Source organism: Corynebacterium sp. UMB8791, assembly GCF_054166365.1.
On the sequence record NZ_JBSZCG010000020.1, the window covers coordinates 42,774 to 59,234 of the forward strand.

General features: G+C 60.3%; 16 protein-coding genes, 3 tRNA genes and 1 pseudogene. 10 read left to right on the forward strand and 10 right to left on the reverse strand.

Translation table 11 applies throughout. From position 1 onward, the window contains the following. The coding region (locus tag ACXIUA_RS00505) for a hypothetical protein (RefSeq protein ID WP_457975890.1) at nucleotides 1-894 on the forward strand (894 nt) is incomplete at its 5' end. Between the two features lie 12 nt (nucleotides 895-906). On the opposite strand, the gene ACXIUA_RS00510 is transcribed toward ACXIUA_RS00505, so the two are convergent. Then, nucleotides 907-1,731 (reverse strand): fumarylacetoacetate hydrolase family protein, encoded by an 825-nt coding sequence (locus tag ACXIUA_RS00510; protein ID WP_256005954.1) that lies wholly within the window; start codon nucleotides 1,729-1,731, stop codon nucleotides 907-909. Nucleotides 1,732-2,016: 285 nt separating this feature from the next. On the opposite strand from ACXIUA_RS00510, the gene ACXIUA_RS00515 reads away from it, so the two are divergent. Continuing rightward, a complete protein-coding gene (locus tag ACXIUA_RS00515; RefSeq protein WP_239317643.1) occupies nucleotides 2,017-2,511 on the forward strand; it encodes a hypothetical protein in 495 nt (164 codons plus the stop codon). 16 nt (nucleotides 2,512-2,527) lie between these two features. Here ACXIUA_RS00515 and pbp2m read toward each other — a convergent pair whose 3' ends face one another. The 3 genes from pbp2m to ACXIUA_RS00530 all read right to left on the reverse strand — a co-directional run bounded on the left by pbp2m (nucleotide 2,528) and on the right by ACXIUA_RS00530 (nucleotide 6,110). Beyond that, nucleotides 2,528-4,309: a penicillin-binding protein PBP2M gene (pbp2m, locus tag ACXIUA_RS00520; RefSeq protein ID WP_457975891.1), complete on the reverse strand. Its 1,782-nt coding sequence runs from the start codon at nucleotides 4,307-4,309 to the stop codon at nucleotides 2,528-2,530. 113 nt (nucleotides 4,310-4,422) lie between these two features. Further along, nucleotides 4,423-5,253, reverse strand: a complete 831-nt coding sequence (locus ACXIUA_RS00525) for a serine hydrolase (RefSeq protein WP_252931175.1) — start codon at nucleotides 5,251-5,253, stop codon at nucleotides 4,423-4,425. Further along, complete coding sequence (locus ACXIUA_RS00530) at nucleotides 5,250-6,110, reverse strand: LysR family transcriptional regulator (RefSeq protein WP_012360809.1); 861 nt, start codon at nucleotides 6,108-6,110, stop codon at nucleotides 5,250-5,252. The genes ACXIUA_RS00525 and ACXIUA_RS00530 overlap by 4 nt, the downstream gene beginning before the upstream one ends. Nucleotides 6,111-6,269: 159 nt before the next feature. On the opposite strand from ACXIUA_RS00530, the pseudogene ACXIUA_RS00535 reads away from it, so the two are divergent. Continuing rightward, nucleotides 6,270-7,205: pseudogene (locus ACXIUA_RS00535) on the forward strand (helicase-associated domain-containing protein); the annotation flags it as partial. A 128-nt stretch (nucleotides 7,206-7,333) separates the two neighbouring features. Here the strand turns inward: ACXIUA_RS00535 and ACXIUA_RS00540 are convergent. The 3 genes from ACXIUA_RS00540 to ACXIUA_RS00550 form a co-directional block, all read right to left on the reverse strand. Beyond that, a tRNA-Arg gene (locus ACXIUA_RS00540) sits at nucleotides 7,334-7,409 on the reverse strand. A gap of 1 nt (nucleotide 7,410) precedes the next feature. Then, nucleotides 7,411-7,502, reverse strand: a tRNA-Ser gene (locus ACXIUA_RS00545). Nucleotides 7,503-7,583: 81 nt separating this feature from the next. Beyond that, nucleotides 7,584-7,668 (reverse strand) — tRNA-Ser (locus tag ACXIUA_RS00550). Nucleotides 7,669-7,730: 62 nt separating this feature from the next. Between ACXIUA_RS00550 and ACXIUA_RS00555 the strand changes: the two genes are divergently transcribed. Then, on the forward strand, nucleotides 7,731-8,729 hold the full coding sequence (locus ACXIUA_RS00555) for an NAD(P)H-quinone oxidoreductase (protein ID WP_071573656.1): 999 nt from the start codon (nucleotides 7,731-7,733) through the stop codon (nucleotides 8,727-8,729). Here ACXIUA_RS00555 and ACXIUA_RS00560 read toward each other — a convergent pair. Further along, on the reverse strand, nucleotides 8,726-9,991 hold the full coding sequence (locus ACXIUA_RS00560) for an aminotransferase class V-fold PLP-dependent enzyme (RefSeq protein ID WP_240492758.1): 1,266 nt from the start codon (nucleotides 9,989-9,991) through the stop codon (nucleotides 8,726-8,728). The genes ACXIUA_RS00555 and ACXIUA_RS00560 overlap by 4 nt on opposite strands. 119 nt (nucleotides 9,992-10,110) lie before the next feature. Here ACXIUA_RS00560 and wzm point away from each other — a divergent pair, with 119 nt between their 5' ends. The 3 genes from wzm (at nucleotide 10,111) to glfT1 (ending at nucleotide 13,044) form a co-directional block, all read left to right on the forward strand. Next, a complete protein-coding gene (wzm, locus tag ACXIUA_RS00565; RefSeq protein WP_421629498.1) occupies nucleotides 10,111-10,962 on the forward strand; it encodes a galactan export ABC transporter permease subunit Wzm/RfbD in 852 nt (283 codons plus the stop codon). 16 nt (nucleotides 10,963-10,978) lie between these two features. Further along, complete coding sequence (gene wzt, locus ACXIUA_RS00570; protein ID WP_070363296.1) at nucleotides 10,979-11,767, forward strand: galactan export ABC transporter ATP-binding subunit Wzt/RfbE; 789 nt, start codon at nucleotides 10,979-10,981, stop codon at nucleotides 11,765-11,767. Nucleotides 11,768-12,126: 359 nt separating this feature from the next. Continuing rightward, nucleotides 12,127-13,044 (forward strand): galactofuranosyltransferase GlfT1, encoded by a 918-nt coding sequence (glfT1, locus tag ACXIUA_RS00575; RefSeq protein ID WP_457975892.1) that lies wholly within the window; start codon nucleotides 12,127-12,129, stop codon nucleotides 13,042-13,044. Here the strand turns inward: glfT1 and ACXIUA_RS00580 are convergent. Next, nucleotides 13,031-13,423 (reverse strand): GtrA family protein, encoded by a 393-nt coding sequence (locus ACXIUA_RS00580; protein ID WP_457975893.1) that lies wholly within the window; start codon nucleotides 13,421-13,423, stop codon nucleotides 13,031-13,033. The genes glfT1 and ACXIUA_RS00580 overlap by 14 nt on opposite strands. Nucleotides 13,424-13,428: 5 nt before the next feature. Further along, on the reverse strand, nucleotides 13,429-13,872 hold the full coding sequence (locus tag ACXIUA_RS00585) for a hypothetical protein (RefSeq protein ID WP_070363624.1): 444 nt from the start codon (nucleotides 13,870-13,872) through the stop codon (nucleotides 13,429-13,431). A gap of 31 nt (nucleotides 13,873-13,903) precedes the next feature. Here ACXIUA_RS00585 and ACXIUA_RS00590 point away from each other — a divergent pair, with 31 nt between their 5' ends. The 3 genes from ACXIUA_RS00590 to ACXIUA_RS00600 all read left to right on the forward strand — a co-directional run bounded on the left by ACXIUA_RS00590 (nucleotide 13,904) and on the right by ACXIUA_RS00600 (nucleotide 16,429). Continuing rightward, complete coding sequence (locus tag ACXIUA_RS00590; protein ID WP_070363299.1) at nucleotides 13,904-14,122, forward strand: hypothetical protein; 219 nt, start codon at nucleotides 13,904-13,906, stop codon at nucleotides 14,120-14,122. 99 nt (nucleotides 14,123-14,221) lie between these two features. Continuing rightward, nucleotides 14,222-15,637, forward strand: coding sequence for an FAD-binding oxidoreductase (locus tag ACXIUA_RS00595; protein WP_070363300.1), 1,416 nt, complete (start codon nucleotides 14,222-14,224; stop codon nucleotides 15,635-15,637). A gap of 27 nt (nucleotides 15,638-15,664) precedes the next feature. Then, nucleotides 15,665-16,429: a decaprenylphospho-beta-D-erythro-pentofuranosid-2-ulose 2-reductase gene (locus ACXIUA_RS00600; protein ID WP_457975894.1), complete on the forward strand. Its 765-nt coding sequence runs from the start codon at nucleotides 15,665-15,667 to the stop codon at nucleotides 16,427-16,429. Nucleotides 16,430-16,461 lie beyond the last annotated feature (32 nt).

Sequence of the window (16,461 nt, forward strand, 5' to 3'; positions counted from 1 at the left end):
AAGATCTCCGATAATGCCAAGGCGTCCGTCGTGGTCACCAACAACGCGAACCCGACCGTCAACGTCTCCGATAACGCTTCCAATAATGGCAACCCGGACATCAAGATCTCCGATAATGCCAAGGCGTCCGTCGTGGTCACCAACAACGCGAACCCGACCGTCAACGTCTCCGATAACGCGTCGAACAACGGCAACCCAAACGTCGTGGTCACGGGGAACGCGAACCCAACCGTGAACGTTTCGGATAACGCCAACAACAACGGCAACCCCGACATCAAGGTCTCCGACAACGCTAAGGCGACCGTCGTGGTCACCAACAACGCCAACCCGACCGTCAACGTTTCGGACAACGGCAACAACAACGGCAACCCCGACATCAAGGTCTCCGATAACGCGAACCCGAACGTGCAGGGCATCCCGCTCAGCTCCGGCGGCGGCTCCTCCAAGGGCGGCGGCCAGGGCGGCGAAGGCCAGGGCGCTGGCAATGGCGGCTCCTCAAACCTGAACGCGCGCGTCGGCGCCGAGGGCGGCATCTCCGACCCACGCTGCATCGCGACCCTGGTCGGCCTCGGCCTTCCGCTGCTGGCCGCAATCCCGGTTGCACTGTCGAACCAGCTCGGTATTCAGGCTGCGGGCGTCGATAAGAACTCGATTGACCGCGCACTCCGCGACACCGCACGCTCCCTCAACGTCGACGCAAACACGCTGACCGCGGTCGGCGGCGGCCTGGTCGGCGTCGTGGTGACCCTGCTGGCGATCGCCGGCCTGCGCAGCTGCATCCCGAACGTCAAGGACATCGACATCACCGTCGGCAGCTCAGGCAACCAGGACCAGCAGCCGACCGGCTCGGTGACCACCACCGCGCCAGTCGTCCCCACCACCCCAGCGAAGTAAGGGCGCCGGGCGCTACTCGAACACAGTGCGGTTCGAGATGCGCCCCAACCCCTCAATCTCAATCGTGACGACGTCCCCGTCGCCCACATAACGCTTCGGGTCGCGCGCATGCCCAACCCCGCCCGGCGTACCAGTCAAGATGGTGTCGCCGGGGTTCAGCGGGTAAATGTGCGAAATGTACTCAATCAGAAACTCCGGTGTAAACACCAGGTCAGACGTCGAATCGTTCTGCACCACCTCGCCGTTGAGGCGCGTCGTGAGTTGCCCCGCACCCGCCCACTCGTCGCGAGTGGTCAGCCACGGCCCGAACCCCGCCGACTTCTCCAGGGACTTGCCCTGGTGCCACTGCAGGGTGGAGTACTGGTAGTCGCGCATCGTGTAATCATTGGCCACCGCGTAGCCCGCGATGTAATCAGCCGCGTCTGCCTCTACTACTCGACGCGCCCTCTTCCCAATCACAACCGCCAACTCCCCCTCCCAATCCAGGGCTCCCCTGGCCCATTCGGGAACGTTCACATCGTCGTAGGGGCCGGTGAGGGCGTCAGCAAACTTAATGAACAGCGTCGGGACTTTCGGCAGCTCACGACCCATTTCCTTGATGTGGTTCGCGTAGTTCAGACCGACACAAATGACCTTGCCCGGGCGAGGCACAACTGGCGCGAGATCCTTGTCCTGGAAGGTGACCTGCTCCCCGTCTGCCGCGGCAAGGTCCTGCCAGTTTTCTTGGGCGAGGAGCTCGCCGACATCTTGAAAGCCGAGCTTGACTGCGGTCGTTTCCCCGGTGCGGCGCGCGGCGGTCGTGGTTCCGCCTGGTTGGCGAAGTGTCATCAGTTGCATAGTGCGATTCCTTTCGGTGCGTGTGTGTACGCACGACGCTACCGGCCCGCATATGCGCGCGCACCAGATTCGCCAATTCGCGCGAACGGGCTCGGCGTTTTCCCAGTTCGCTGATGGGCTGGGAGGGAATTTGGTGTCCCTCCCAGCCGATTGAGTGCCAAAGGACGCAATACGAAAAATCGGCCCGGACATATGACCAGGTCACGAAAGTGCTAGACAATAAGGGCTACGTCCATTGGGCGCTATGACGCCCCATGGAAGGACATCGAGGCCTTCCTGGATCGCATGTCCCCCGGCGGTCTCTCGTCCGTTCCCCAGTCCCTGCGGTATTTGATTGACGACGCCACCAGGGCATTCCAGCAGGGCTCCGCCACCGAACCCCACTCGGCTCGTGTCCCGTCTCGCGTGGATACTCCCCAGCGCAACATCATGGACATCACTGGGGACTCCACCGAGATCGCCTCGGAGATCGACGGCGCCGTGGAGGGTTTTCGCCGCGCCCACGACCAGGCCATCGCCGTGGACCCGGCGGACGGCACGAAGGCCTCGGACACCCGGACCTTCCGCTCGCCGCGGGAGATCATGTCCGAGCTGCGCCGCGCCTATACCGCGGGCACACAGGTGCGCCTGCACTACGTGGACTATGCGGGTGCCACCAGCCATGACTGGATCTCCATCGTGATGATGACCCCCTCCACCATCTCCGCGGTGCTCGAATCCACCGGGGAGAGCCTCACGATCCAACCCCACCGCATCGCTGCGGTGGACGTGCCGTGCTAGAGGTTATGACGCAAGTTTATTGAATTCCAGAGTATTTCTGAACATCCGGCGAGCGAAGGAAACGCCCGGCCATTTCCACAGCTGGCTGAGAAGAATCTCCTTCGATTACAAGGGACGCAATCGCCAATTCCCCTGTCGTTCCAGCGAACCAGCCATTGGAAAGCTTGCCATCAATTTCTGCTGTACCAGTCTTTCCGCCAAGTGCACTAAGATCACTCAACGACCTAGCTGAACCGTGGTCAATTGTTGATTTCATCATCGTCCGGAGGCTTTGAATAGTTGTATCGCTGACATGCTGGTCTGCCTGTTTATTCACTACTGTCTGTTCGCCTTGAATGAGCTGTGGAGGAACAAGCAAGCCGCCGTTAGCGACAGTCGATTGCATGAGCGCAATCCCAAATGGACTAGCTAGAACCTCGCCCTGTCCAATAGAAGCCTCCACACGAGGAGGTCCAGCCGGTGTCCGCGGCACCGAACCAGTAAGTGTGGTCATCCCTGGTACGTCGAAGTCGGAGCCAATTCCGAGTTCTAAAGCAGTCCGTTGCAGATCATCTTCTCCCAAACGATCCGAAATGACCGCTTGGGTTGTGTTACATGATTGGGCGAAAGCTTCTTCCAGTCGAACGCTACCTAGATCGAAGTCATGATCGTTGGGAATCTTGCGTCCAGCGACGGTGATATTGCTAGGACAAGGTAGTTCCTCATCCATGCTGACTGCCCCTGCCTCTAGTGCCGCCGCTGTGGTCACAGTTTTGAACGTCGATCCCGGTGGGAATAGCCCGGTGAGTGCGATTGGCCCTTGGTTATTTGCCTTGTCATTTTGTGCAACGGCAAGGACACCTCCTGTTCTAGGATTGAGCACGACTAGAACTGCGGCACGTTGCTCACTGTCCACTGCTTGTTTTGCTGCGCTTTGCAGTGTGTTATCCAGAGTGGTTACGATTGGCTGAACTCGGCGAGGCGGCTCAGAGGCTACCGTCGTCATACCTTGTGAACTCTCAGCGCGTATCGACCATCCTGAATTAGCATCGAGCACTGACTCCCAATATTTGTTCAATTCAGCATCCATCGGAGAGTTAAGAGTTTTGGACACGCTTAAGAGACGCCCCTGCTCCACAGTGGAAATTCCCTCAAAGGTCCTAAGTTGCTCTTGTATCTTCCGGAATTCTTCCTGCCTCAAAGTGAGGAGCACGGTGTCTTCATCCTGAGACTCTCCCAAGGTCTGCTCGATCCACTCCTTAGTCGTTGTGGGAGACACTGGTGCAAAAATCTGGGCCAATTCCTGCGCTCTAGAGGCTATATCTTTGCGACCTCGTACCTGAATAACTTTCGTCCAGGTCATATAATCATTGCCCAAGCGATCTTTAATTGGAAGATCGTACTGTTTATCTTCAGCAAAAAAGAGTGCGGAATCATCGCTCAACTGAGCTTCGAAGATCGAAGGCAACCATTGAGGCTTACCATCCTGTCCACTAAGGACGAGCCGACCATTGCTCTCCAACTCCACACCATCTTTGGACCAAGTCACATGAGTATTCTGCTTTCCATTGGAAATATCAGATTTTTCGATGTTGACCTTCACACCATGAAGTGACTGCCGAAATTCATGAAGGGCGCGCTCCGGGTCTGGATGATCCAGATACCGTGCAGCCTTGCTGTCATCTCCCGCGTTGAAAGCTTTGAGAAATACGTCTGAGTCTGATTCCCACGGTAGAGCTGAACAGCTGCTCAACATCACTGCGGAGAGCGAACAGAGTGCAATCACCGACTGACGGAAACGATTGTGCTTAGTCATCATGGGAGTGACGTTAAGTGAGACGCATTGGATGCCACCAATATCACATAATGCAATTGTCTCATTTCATTCACATATAGGCGATGGTAGAAGTGTGTATTCAAGTGGCAGAAATTCTAACGAAGAGCGTCCACGAGCAGTCTAGCCACTTCGCCAATAGCACCATCGTGAGTACTCATTGCTTGTTCTGGCACCACCTGTTTCAGCATGATGGACACCACAATGGGCTCCTCGCCCTCAACCTGGATAATCGAAGCTTCACCATGGAGAAGTCCTACAGTGCCCGTTTTTCCATAGATATCAACGCCGCTTGGAGGAAAGCCTGAAGGAACACGGTGACGCCACACCTGCAACCCCAAGAGTTCACACATAGATCGACGTACCGCTGCACTATCGTCTTTCCAAACCTGTTCCAAGTCATTAGTTATTTCCGCCAACGAAGAGACTGCAGAAAACGCTATATCTGTACTACTCCCCCCTTGGGATTGAACATATTGACGCAATTGTTTCTCCGCCGTCACTAAGCTATTCCGATCTTGCAAGTCATAATGAGGTGGAAACCGTTTAAGAAATGCTTCTCGAGCCCACGCAGGCAGTAGACGCAAAATCTCGTGGGCGGCCACGTTATCTGACACCGATGCGACTTGTTTCATTAAGTCTCGGAGACTCACGTTCACTGCGTCATCAAAGGCAGCGAACCCATACCCTTCGTAAGTTCCTTTGGACGGTGCAACGTCAACACGAAGACGAGGATCCAGATCACCTCGTTGAATCGCTTCCAAAGTGAGGTGGAGGAGCCGGATTTTATATAAGGATGCCACCGAAATTTTCTCGTCTTGTTTGCGTCCGATAGTCACCCCATCGTGCAGTCGCGATGCACACCACCATCCCTCACACCCCGACCGCGTCAACACGTTTTCCAGGGCCATCTCCATCCGTGCAGTCATTGGTTAATCCTTCGACAAATTCTTTCGGCGACCGCCATGGCCTCGGCGCCATTGTCCATCCCACCTCGGCGAACCACTACATCCACGGAAAAATCGAAACGGGAAGGAAGCTCAATAGCATTGTCAAACTGGTGAAAACCGCGAAATACCAAAGACATCCCCTCCCCTCTTCCAATCAATAAGCCCCTACCTAGAGCATCCTCTGAATCATTAATTTCGCAAGACACACCCGACCGAAATAGCTCTCTCGCCAAACCACTGGCTGCACTTGAATTGTCATTCAGGTTCTCCACCAGCAGATTCAATTGAGACAAGGTCTTATCCAACCTTGAATACCCCGGCGGCACCACTAGATCACGTGACAGAGAAAACTGCCTCGCACTGCGGTGAGTACCCAAGGGAACCGGAGCTTGAACAAGCCCCGCATGAATAGCGCCTTCTTCAACACGGGCAAGAATCTCAACAGAAGGCAGTGACGACAAAACTACTCCATCATGCTGCTGTGCCTTTGCTGCAATACGCGATCCTATCTCGCTTGGAAGCGCACTACTGATGGCCAAACGAAACCCGCTTTGCGCACCACTTCGGATACCGTCAATCATCGAATGCATAGTCTGAAGATCGCGATTAATCACCCGGGCATATGGAAGCAAGGTCAACCCTGCCTCGGTTAGTTTCACTTCCCCCGCCCCTCGGATAAATAGCGGTGTACCTACACCAGCTTCTAAGCGCTTAATGGCATTGGAGACAGGCGGCTGACTCACTCCCAGTCGCGCTGCCGCCGCTGTAAAACTACCGGTCTCCGCTAAAGCCACGAAATACTGCCATTGGCGCAGATTTCCCGTCTGAGCAATCATGGGTCTCAGTATAGTGGAGCACGAGTTCGCACCACTGCAGCGTAAAATGATGTCTTTGGCTTGAGCAACACCGTCGCGGTGGCGTCGATAAACAAAAAGGAAGTGACACACAGCGTGGGCATTGGAAACGGACCGCTCATTGTGCAGTCGGATAAGACCGTGCTGCTGGAAATCGACCACGAACAGGCGCAGGAGGCACGCACCGCGCTGGCACCGTTCGCGGAACTGGAGCGCGCCCCAGAGCACGTGCACACCTACCGCATCACCCCGCTGGCGCTGTGGAACGCCCGCGCGGCAGGGCACGACGCGGAGCAGATCATGGACGTGCTGGAAACCTACTCGCGGTTCCCCGCCCCGCAGCCGCTGCTCATCGACATTGCCGACACGATGGATCGCTACGGGCGGCTGAAGCTCATCAAGCACCCAGCGCACGGGCTCGTGCTAGAGACGACGGACAGGGCTGTGCTGACGGAGATCCGGCGTCACAAAAAGATCAAGCCCATGTTGGGCGCAGAGATCGACGAGGACTCGATCGTTGTGCACCCTTCCGAGCGCGGCAGGCTCAAGCAGGAACTGCTGAAGGTCGGCTGGCCCGCAGAGGACCTGGCGGGATACGTCGACGGCGAGGCACACCCCATCGAGCTGTCGCAGGAACACGAAGAATGGCAGCTGCGCGACTACCAGGAGATGGCGGCCGATAGCTTCTGGGAAGGCGGCTCGGGCGTGGTAGTGCTGCCATGTGGTGCGGGCAAGACGATGGTCGGCGCGGCCGCGATGTCCAAGGCAAAGGCCACCACCCTGATCCTGGTGACGAACACCGTCGCGGGCAGGCAGTGGAAGGACGAGCTAGTGCGCCGCACCTCCCTGACGGAGGATGAAATCGGCGAATACTCCGGAGAGAAGAAGGAGATCCGCCCCGTGACCATCGCCACCTACCAAGTGGTCACGCGCAAGTCGAAGGGCGAATACCGGGCGCTGGAGCTGTTCGACTCCCGCGACTGGGGCTTAATCATTTACGACGAGGTTCACCTGCTGCCTGCCCCGGTGTTCCGCATGACCTCCGACCTGCAGTCTCGCCGCCGTCTGGGGCTCACCGCCACCCTGGTGCGCGAGGACGGCCGCGAAGGCGACGTATTCAGCCTGATCGGGCCTCCATTGGCACTGAGACACTGGCACAAGCAACACAACAAACCCCAGCCAACACAGTGGACTGGGGTTTCATCTGGTGCGCCCGGAGGGATTCGAACCCCCAACCTTCTGATCCGTAGTCAGATGCTCTATCCGTTGAGCCACGGGCGCGTGGCGGAGACGACAGGATTTGAACCTGCGGCCCTCCGCAAAGAGGGCAACTCCTTAGCAGGGAGCCCCATTCGGCCGCTCTGGCACGTCTCCAGACCTTCGCCCATAGTACACACACCTCGAACGGGGAACAAAACGAAGGCCCCTCACCAACCGGTAAGGGGCCTTCACTTGCGGAGACGAGGGGATTTGAACCCCTGGAGGTGTGACCCTCGCTGGTTTTCAAGACCAGTGCATTCGGCCGCTCTGCCACGTCTCCAATGCTGCGTGATTCTACAGCACCGCCTTGCCGAACGCGAAAATTCAGTACGCTGGCGCGGTATGAGCACACAGAACACACACAACGCGAACACTATGCAGGCCATCGTCCAGACTGATACCTCGGACCCGCAAGCCCTCGAGCTGACTACCGTTCCCCTCCCGGAGCTGAAGGAGGGTGAGGTGCTGGTGAAAGTGCACGCCGCGGGTGTGAATCGCGGGGACCTGATGCAGGCGAAGGGGATGTACCCGCCGCCGAAGGGTGAGTCGGAAATTATGGGGTTGGAATGCGCGGGCGCCATCGCCGATCCGGGCACGACCGGCCGCCAGCCGGGCGAGGAAGTCGGCTGCCTGCTGGCGGGCGGCGGCTACGCCGAGTACGTGGCGGTGCCGGAGGGCCAGCTCACGCCGAAGCCGACCAACCTCACTCTCACGGAGACCGCCGGCGTTGTGGAGGCGGCCGCCACGGTGTGGTCGAACCTGGGGATGGTCGCCGGGTTGCAGTCCGGGAACAAGGTGCTCATCCACGGCGGGGCGGGCGGCATCGGCTCCTTCGCCATCCAGCTGTGCAAAGCCATGGGCTGCGAAGTCGCCGTGACCGCGGGGAGCGCCGAGAAGCTCGAGTACTGCAGGCAGCTCGGCGCGGACAGGCTCATCAATTACAAGGAGCAGCGCTTCGAGGAGGAGCTCGCAGGCTGGGCGGACATCATCCTGGACGTCATCGGCGGCTCCTATCTGGAGGCCAACATCAAGTCGCTTGCGGTGGACGGCAGGCTCGTCGTCATTGGGCTACAAGGCGGGCCGAAGGGCACGCTGAGCCTGGGCCGTATGCTCACGCGCCGCCAATCCGTCCACGCGACCACGCTGCGCGCCCGCCCGCGCCCCATGAAGGCAGCGATCGTTGCAAGCACGGTGGAGCACGTGTGGCCACTCATTGAAGCAGGCCACATCACACCGACCATCTCCCGGACCTTCCCCCTTATCGACGCCCGCTGCGCCCACTCCTACCTCAACTCCGGCGAGCACACCGGCAAGGTAGTCCTGGAGGTCGAAACCGCTTAGGCCAGGGAGGCCACGGTGCGGATCAGCTGCTCGATGTCCACTTCCGTATTGAAGGGACCCAGCCCGACGGCGACCGCGCCGCCCATCTCGGCCACGCCCATGTCCTGCAGTAGCGGTGTGGTCGGAGCGGGCGTCGATACGATGCCGTTGGCGAACAGCCGCTGGTGCACCGTCTCTGCCGGCACGCCGTGCACACCGAAGACCAGGCGCGGGGTGTGCTCCATGCGCGAGCCCTCAGCGGCCTCGCCGGACACACCCACGATGTGCACCGACGGCAACGTGCCCAGGAAGGTGTGCAGGTCGTCGCGCAGGCCGCGCATGTAGCGCTGCGTCAGCCCCATCGAGAACTCCAGCCGGTTGCGGCGCGTCTTGCGGCGCCCCGGCTCCTCCACCAGGCGCGCGTAGTGGTCGACGATGGCGGACACCCCGCCGGCGAGGCCCGTCGATACGTCGAGCTGCAACGCCGACATATCCAGCCTTCCGAACATCGCCTCATCTCGGAACACCAGCGCCGCCACCTGCGGCCCGCCGAGCTCCGCGACGTCAATGCCCAAAATATCCGCGCCGAAGCTATCGAAGTCCATCAGGTAATACGGCGCGTACGCCGAGACGTCCGCGAGCACCCACGCGCGGGAACGATCCCGCACCGTATCCGCAATATCTGCCACGCGGACCACAGACCCCAGCACCTCATGCGCAGCAGGGACCGCCACCAGGCGCGTCGAACCGTCCACCAGCTCGCCGAACTGCCAGGCAGGCACATCGCCAGTCGCTAGATCCGTCTGCGCCCAACGCAGCTGCGCATCCTCCGCGCAGCGCGCCAACGCGTCCGTCAACACCGGGCGGTCCGCATTACACACCACCACCGACGACCGGTGCCGAAACAGCGGGCGCATCGCCAACACTAACGCCGAATACAACACCGGAAGCGACGGCCCCAACACCACACGCTCAGGCGAAACGTTGCACAGGTCGGCGATGGCGGAGCGGGCGTCGAAAAGAAAACTTTGCCCCTCGGGCACACCGACAGTCGGGCGAGCATGCGAGCCGACCCGCGGCTCCGGGCGCGCAACCGCCGTCGACATACGGAACGAACGCGCCACCGCCGCCGACACCCGCTCCGGAATCTGCGGGCAGTCGTGCGCATTCATGTAGGTCCAGCCGTCAGAAAGGGAGGTGTACAGCCCACGCACACTAGCAACGTCATACGACTGCAACGACACCACGACCTCCTCCAGGCAACACTTCCAATCATTATGCACGCCCGAACACCGCAGCGCACCCCACCCGCAGCATGCTGCCAAAACACCGCTCAACGCACACGCAAGCTAGGGTATGAACCGTGCACAATACAAACCAGCTCCGAAACGACGTCGCAAGGATGACCTCCGAGCCACACCACGACGACGCTCCGAAATCACAGTCGAAAACGCTGAAGCTGGCATTCCGCGACCTCATCCGCGGATGGGGCCAACACGAACTCTGGCTCCAACTAGGCTGGCAAGACATCAAACAGCGCTACCGGCGCTCCACCCTCGGCCCGCTCTGGATCACCATCGCCACCGGCGTGATGGCGCTCGCCCTCGGCCTCCTCTACTCCATGCTGTTCCAAATCAGCGTGCGCGAATTCCTCCCGCACGTCACCGTCGGCTTCATCATCTGGGGATTCATCTCCGGCTGCATCAAGGACGGCGCGGAGGTCTTCATCGAAAACGAAGGTCTGATCAAACAGCTGCCGTCGGCGCTGTCGGTCCACGTATACCGACTCGTGTGGCGCCAACTCCTCTTCCTGGCGCACAACCTGGTCATCTGGGTGATCCTGGTCATCGCCTTCCGCATTGACCTCGGCTGGCAAGTCCTGCTCGCCATCCCGGCGATGGCGCTCCTCGTGGTCAACGGAGTGTGGGTGACCATGCTCTTCGGCATCATCGCCACCCGATTCCGCGACGTCGCCCCGCTTCTGGAAGCGCTCGTGCAGCTGCTGTTCTACGTCACCCCGATCGTCTGGACCACCCACACGCTCAAGGTGCAAGGCGGCGACGTCGCTAAGCGAGCCATGCTCGCCGAAATCAACCCCCTCTACCACTACCTCGAGATCGTGCGCGCCCCCATGATCGGCCAAGAACTCGCCGGCTACCACTGGATCATCGTCGGCGTCTGCACCATCATCGGCCTGCTGCTCGCCCTACTCGCCATGCGCCAGATGCGCTTCCGCGTGCCGTACTGGGTCTAAGGAGAAGGAGTCACACATGGTTTCCATCGACACCTACAACGCCTGCGTCGACTTCCCAATTTTCGACGCCAAATCCCGCTCACTCAAAAAGGCAGTCATGTCCTCCGCCGGTGGCAAAATCGGCAAGAATGCCTCCAACACCGTGGTCGTCGAAGCACTCAAGGACATCAACCTCCACCTGCGCGAAGGCGACCGCGTGGGCCTGGTCGGCCACAACGGCGCCGGCAAATCCACGTTGCTACGCTTGCTCTCCGGCATCTACGAACCAACCCGCGGCGTCGCCGACGTCCGCGGCCGCGTCGCCCCCGTCTTCGACCTCGGCGTCGGCATGGACCCTGAGATTTCCGGCTACGAAAACATCATCATCCGCGGCCTCTTCCTCGGCCAGACCCGCAAACAGATGAAAGCCAAGATGGACGAAATCGCCGAATTCTCCGAACTCGGCGACTACCTCTCCATGCCACTACGCACCTACTCCACCGGCATGCGCGTTCGCCTAGCCCTGGGCGTGGTCACCTCCATCGAACCGGAAATCCTGCTTCTTGACGAAGGCATCGGCGCCGTCGACTCCGCCTTCATGGCCAAAGCCCGCGTCCGGTTGGCCGAACTCGTCGAGCGCTCCGGCATCCTCGTCTTCGCCTCCCACTCCAACGACTTCCTGGCACAGTTGTGCAACACCGCCCTGTGGGTGGACAAAGGCGAAATCAGGAAAGCCGGCCTGGTCTCCGAGGTCGTGGGCGCCTACGAAGGGCCCGAAGCCGGCCAGTACGTCGACGACCTGGTCACACGGTTCCAGGCGGAGTAGGCGCCGGGCTGGTTCGGCCCGGTTTCGGTCGGTTTTCGCTGGCCAGAGCTCCTCTGAAACCCAAATGGGAGTAACAGGATTGTAGTAATCCCCTTTTCGCAATCATTTTCGAGGATTACTACAATCCACCTACTACACTTTGCAGTTTTTGCCGGTTTTCGAACGACTGTTTGTCAGCCTGTCCTCCCGTTTCCCCCTCCAAGGTTAGAAGCGTGCGATGCAGGTCGCGCATTTTCATCCAGCCCGGCCGATTTCTGGCGACCAGCGTCGCACTCCTTGTACACCTCGACCGGAACCAAAACCGCGCAAAACCCCCGCGAACCCCCACCCCGCCCCGCCGATGGTGCACAATATGAGGCATGACTGGAACTGGAACGGCACACCTGAAAAGTAGTGGTTCGACGGCGGCGGTGATCGTGACGCATAAGCGTGTCGAGATGCTGCGACATTCCCTGGAGCAGGTGGTGAACCAGACGCACCCGGTGCAGTGGGTGATCGTGGTGGATAACGGCGCTGAGCAGGCTGTTCAGGAACTGCTGCAGGAGTTGGCTGGGGATCGAGCGGTGTATTTGCCGTCGAAGACGAATCTGGGCGGTGCTGGCGGGTTCGCGTATGGCTTCTTGACGGCGCTGGCGTTGGGTGCGGACGCGATTTGGTGTGCGGACGATGATGGTCGCCCGGCGGATCATGGCGTGTTGGAGGAGCTGTACCGCGTGGCGGAAAAGCACCGGCTGCATGAGGTGAGTCCGGTGGTGGCGAATATTGGGGACCCGGCGAAGTTGGCGTTTCCGTTGCGTCAGGGTCTGGAGTGGAAGCGGACGACGGCTGAGTTGGAGGGCTCGTTTTTGCCAGATTATGCGTCCTTGTTTAATGGGGCGTTGATTTCGGCGGCGGCGATGGAGCGGATTGGGGTGCCGGATTATCGCCTGTTTATTCGGGGTGATGAGGTGGAGTATCACCGGCGTTTGTCGCAGTCGGGGCTGCGGTATGGCACGGCGTTGACCACGAAGTATTTGCACCCGGATGGGTCGGGTGAGTTCCACCCGATTATGGGTGGTCGGGCGCATGCGCAGTGGCCGGATAATGAGTCGAAGCGGTATTTCACGTACCGGAATCGTGGATACATCATTAATCAGCAGGGGATGAAGAAGATGAAGCTGCAGGAGGTGGTGCGCTTCGGGTGGTTCTTCCTGGTGGAGAAGAAGGATCCGAAGGGTTTCCTGCAGTGGTTACGTCTGCTGCGAATGGGAGCGCGGGAGGACTTTAGGCGTCCTTAAAGATGACCTTGCTTTGGAGGACGAAGTTGGTGACGGTGGCGACGCCTTGGGCGATGACGAAGCTGATGCCGTCTTTCCAGGGGTTGTGGAGTCCGAGCGCGATGAGTGGCGGTTCGGTCCACTTGTAGAGCAGGACTTGGACGGCGAAGGTGCAGGCGTAGAGCACGAAGACGGCGCCGGCTTTCTTCGCACTGACTTCGGATTTGAAGGCGTAGCGCGAGTTGAGCACGTAGGCGGTGGCGGTGCCGAAGACCCAGCCGATCATTTTCGCGAAGTCTCGTTGGAGGTCAACAGCTTCGGTGAGGGTGTAGGTGATGCCGAAGTCGATGACGGCGCAGCCGATGCCGATGATGAGGAATGGCAGCACCTGCTGCTTCATTGCGCTCACAGTTGTTTCGCCCCGAGGTATGCGAGGGCTGCGACGGTGCCGATCGCCACGTTGGGCTTTGCGACGCCCCTTCGGCCCAGCCAGCCTGCCAGTTTCTTTTGCGCCTGCACTCCGGCGGCGAAGGCGCCGACGGCGGCCACGGCGATGCCGCCGATGGTGAACCAGGTGGTGGCGATGGATTCGGCTTCGCCCTGTTCGGATTCGAGGACGGCGGTGAGGTCGTTGCGGGGGTCCTCGTCGAAGGCGTTGAAGGCGGCGATGGTCGCGAGGTTGGCGGCGCCGAGGAGGGTCCAGGCCAGCGCTTTGCGCGTGGTGAAGTCGGGGACGGAGGCGGCGGCGAGGATGTAGGCGGCTTGGATGCACTGGCCGCCGAAGGTGTCGTCGAGGGCGTTGTAGTCGATGGTGGGCTCGTCGACAAGTGATTGAATCGTGTCAGTCATGGTGTCCAATGCTACTAGTAGGGTGAAAAGCATGACTAAGCATGAGGAGATTCATGAGGCGGCGCAGCGCGTCGAGGTGCCGCTGTCCGATTACATGGTGAGGCTGTTCGCGGAGGAGCTGCCGTTTGTGGATTCGATGTCGCGTGGGCGCATCTATGAGCTACTGCGGGAGCATAAGGCTGCGGGGAAGCCGGAAATTACGTCGCAGGAGGAGCTTCCTGCAGAAATCAGGGAGCTTATGGACCTTTAGTTTGATGTTTTTATAGGTTTTTCGACTTACATCATTTAGACTCGAACCGAATGTCTTCGCACTTCGGCGAAGCAACGACGACAAGAAGAAGCGAAAGAGATGGAACTACACACCAATCTTAAGTCACTCTACGGCTGGGGCCGCACGGCTCCGTCGACTGCGCATGTGCTGTCCACGCCTGACGTGGAGGTCATCAAGCAAGCCGTCGCACAGGTCGCGCAGGATAACGAGAGCCTGCCTGAGCACGCTCGCCGCGGCGTCATCGCCCGTGGTCTGGGCCGCTCCTACGGCGACCCGGCACAGAACGGTGGCGGCCTGGTCATCGACATCAACGAGCTGAACAAGATCCACTCGATTGATCCGGAGACCGGCATCGTCGACGTGGACTCGGGCGTCAACCTGGACCAGCTGATGAAGGCGGCCCTGCCGTACGGCCTGTGGGTTCCGGTCCTGCCGGGCACCCGCCAGGTCACCATCGGTGGCGCGATCGGTCCGGACATCCACGGTAAGAACCACCATTCCGCTGGTTCCTTCGGCGACCACGTGGTCTCCATGGAGCTGCTGGTGGCGGACGGCCGCGTCCTGCACCTCGAGCCGGAAGGCAGCGCGGACGACCCGGACGGCACGCTGTTCTGGGCGACGGTCGGCGGCATGGGCCTGACCGGCATCATCCTGCGCGCACGCATCCAGATGACGAAGACAGAGACCGCGTACTTCCTGTCTGACACGGATCGCACCAGCACGCTGGATGAGACGATCGCGCTGCACTCGGACGGCTCCGAGGTCAACTACACCTACTCCTCCGCGTGGTTCGACGCCATCTCAGCGCCACCGAAGACGGGCCGCTCCACCATCTCCCGCGGCTCGCTGGCGACGCTGGCGCAGCTGGAGGAGTACGCGCCGAAGCTGGCGAAGGATCCGCTGCGTTTCAAGGCGCCTCAGCTGATGACGGTGCCGGACATCTTCCCGTCATGGACCATGAACAAGCTGACGCTGTCCGCCATCGGCGAGGCCTATTACATGATGGGCGCCCCGAGCAAGAACGACATCAAGAACCTGACGCAGTTCTACCAGCCGCTCGACCTGATTGGTGAGTGGAACCGCGGCTACGGCAGCGCGGGCTTCCTGCAGTACCAGTTCGTGGTGCCGACGACCGCTGTGGAGCCGTTCAAGGACATCATCTACCAGATCCAGTCCTCCGGCCACTACACGGCGCTGAACGTGTTCAAGCTGTTCGGCGAGGGCAACCGCGCGCCGCTGTCCTACCCGATGAAGGGCTGGAACGTCTGCGTGGACTTCCCGATCCGCCCGGGCCTCAACGAGTTCCTGGACCGCCTGGATGACCAGGTGATGGAGTTCGGCGGCCGTCTCTACCTGGCGAAGGAGTCCCGTACGTCGGCGGAGAAGTTCCACAAGATGTACCCAGGTCTGGAGGGCTGGCTGAAGACCCGCCGCGAGATCGACCCGACCGGCGTCTTCGCTTCCGACATGTCCCGCCGCCTCGAGCTGAACTAGCTGAATGAACTGAAGGAGATTTTTCACATGTTGAATGCAGTAGGCCAAGCGCAAAACATTCTGCTCGTGGGTGGCACCTCGGACATCGGCCTCGCCATTGTGCGCGAGTTCGTCACCCGCGGCGGCAACCCGAATGTCACGCTTGCAGCTCGCAAGAACTCCCCGCGTATCGACGCCGCCGTTGCTGAGGTCACCAACGCAGGTGCAGGCTCCGTTGAGGTCCTGGACTTCGACGCGACCGATTTCGCGTCCCACCCGGACGTGATCAAGCAGGCGTTCTCCGGTGGCGATGTTGACGTCGCCGTGGTTGCCTTCGGCACCCTGGGTGACCAGGAGCAGCTGTGGCAGGACCAGGCGGCAGCCGTGGAGTCGGCGCAGGTGAACTACACCGCGTTCGTGTCCGTCGGCGTGCTGTTGGGCCAGGAGATGAAGCGCCAGGGCCACGGCACCATCATCGCGATGAGCTCCGTTGCGGGCCAGCGCGTGCGTCGCTCCAACTTTGTGTACGGCGCGTCGAAGTCTGGCATGGATGCCTTCTACCTCCAGTTGGGTGAGGCGCTTCGTGACTCCGGCGTGAAGGTGACTGTGGTCCGCCCGGGCCAGGTGCGTACCAAGATGACGGATGGGCTGGAGGAGGCTCCGCTGACCGTCGATAAGGAAGAGGTGGCGCAGACTGCCGTTGAGGCTGCGTTGAAGGGCGAGCCAAGCGTGTTTGTGCACAAGCTGTTCGGCCCGATTTCCTTGGTGCTGCAGCACATCCCGGCAGGGATTATGCGCAAGCTCAACTTCTAATTCCCGGCGGGGAACGTGGTGGATGCGCTGCG

What these genes read in the sequence shown, in the direction of transcription:
- ACXIUA_RS00510 (WP_256005954.1), bottom strand. Translation starts at nt 1,731, where the DNA reads ATGCAACTGATGACACTTCGCCAACCAGGCGGAACCACGACCGCCGCG.
- ACXIUA_RS00515 (WP_239317643.1), top strand. Translation starts at nt 2,017, where the DNA reads ATGTCCCCCGGCGGTCTCTCGTCCGTTCCCCAGTCCCTGCGGTATTTG.
- pbp2m (WP_457975891.1), bottom strand. Translation starts at nt 4,309, where the DNA reads ATGATGACTAAGCACAATCGTTTCCGTCAGTCGGTGATTGCACTCTGT.
- ACXIUA_RS00525 (WP_252931175.1), bottom strand. Translation starts at nt 5,253, where the DNA reads ATGACTGCACGGATGGAGATGGCCCTGGAAAACGTGTTGACGCGGTCG.
- ACXIUA_RS00530 (WP_012360809.1), bottom strand. Translation starts at nt 6,110, where the DNA reads ATGATTGCTCAGACGGGAAATCTGCGCCAATGGCAGTATTTCGTGGCT.
- ACXIUA_RS00555 (WP_071573656.1), top strand. Translation starts at nt 7,731, where the DNA reads ATGAGCACACAGAACACACACAACGCGAACACTATGCAGGCCATCGTC.
- wzm (WP_421629498.1), top strand. Translation starts at nt 10,111, where the DNA reads ATGACCTCCGAGCCACACCACGACGACGCTCCGAAATCACAGTCGAAA.
- wzt (WP_070363296.1), top strand. Translation starts at nt 10,979, where the DNA reads ATGGTTTCCATCGACACCTACAACGCCTGCGTCGACTTCCCAATTTTC.
- glfT1 (WP_457975892.1), top strand. Translation starts at nt 12,127, where the DNA reads ATGACTGGAACTGGAACGGCACACCTGAAAAGTAGTGGTTCGACGGCG.
- ACXIUA_RS00580 (WP_457975893.1), bottom strand. Translation starts at nt 13,423, where the DNA reads ATGAAGCAGCAGGTGCTGCCATTCCTCATCATCGGCATCGGCTGCGCC.
- ACXIUA_RS00585 (WP_070363624.1), bottom strand. Translation starts at nt 13,872, where the DNA reads ATGACTGACACGATTCAATCACTTGTCGACGAGCCCACCATCGACTAC.
- ACXIUA_RS00590 (WP_070363299.1), top strand. Translation starts at nt 13,904, where the DNA reads ATGACTAAGCATGAGGAGATTCATGAGGCGGCGCAGCGCGTCGAGGTG.
- ACXIUA_RS00595 (WP_070363300.1), top strand. Translation starts at nt 14,222, where the DNA reads ATGGAACTACACACCAATCTTAAGTCACTCTACGGCTGGGGCCGCACG.
- ACXIUA_RS00600 (WP_457975894.1), top strand. Translation starts at nt 15,665, where the DNA reads ATGTTGAATGCAGTAGGCCAAGCGCAAAACATTCTGCTCGTGGGTGGC.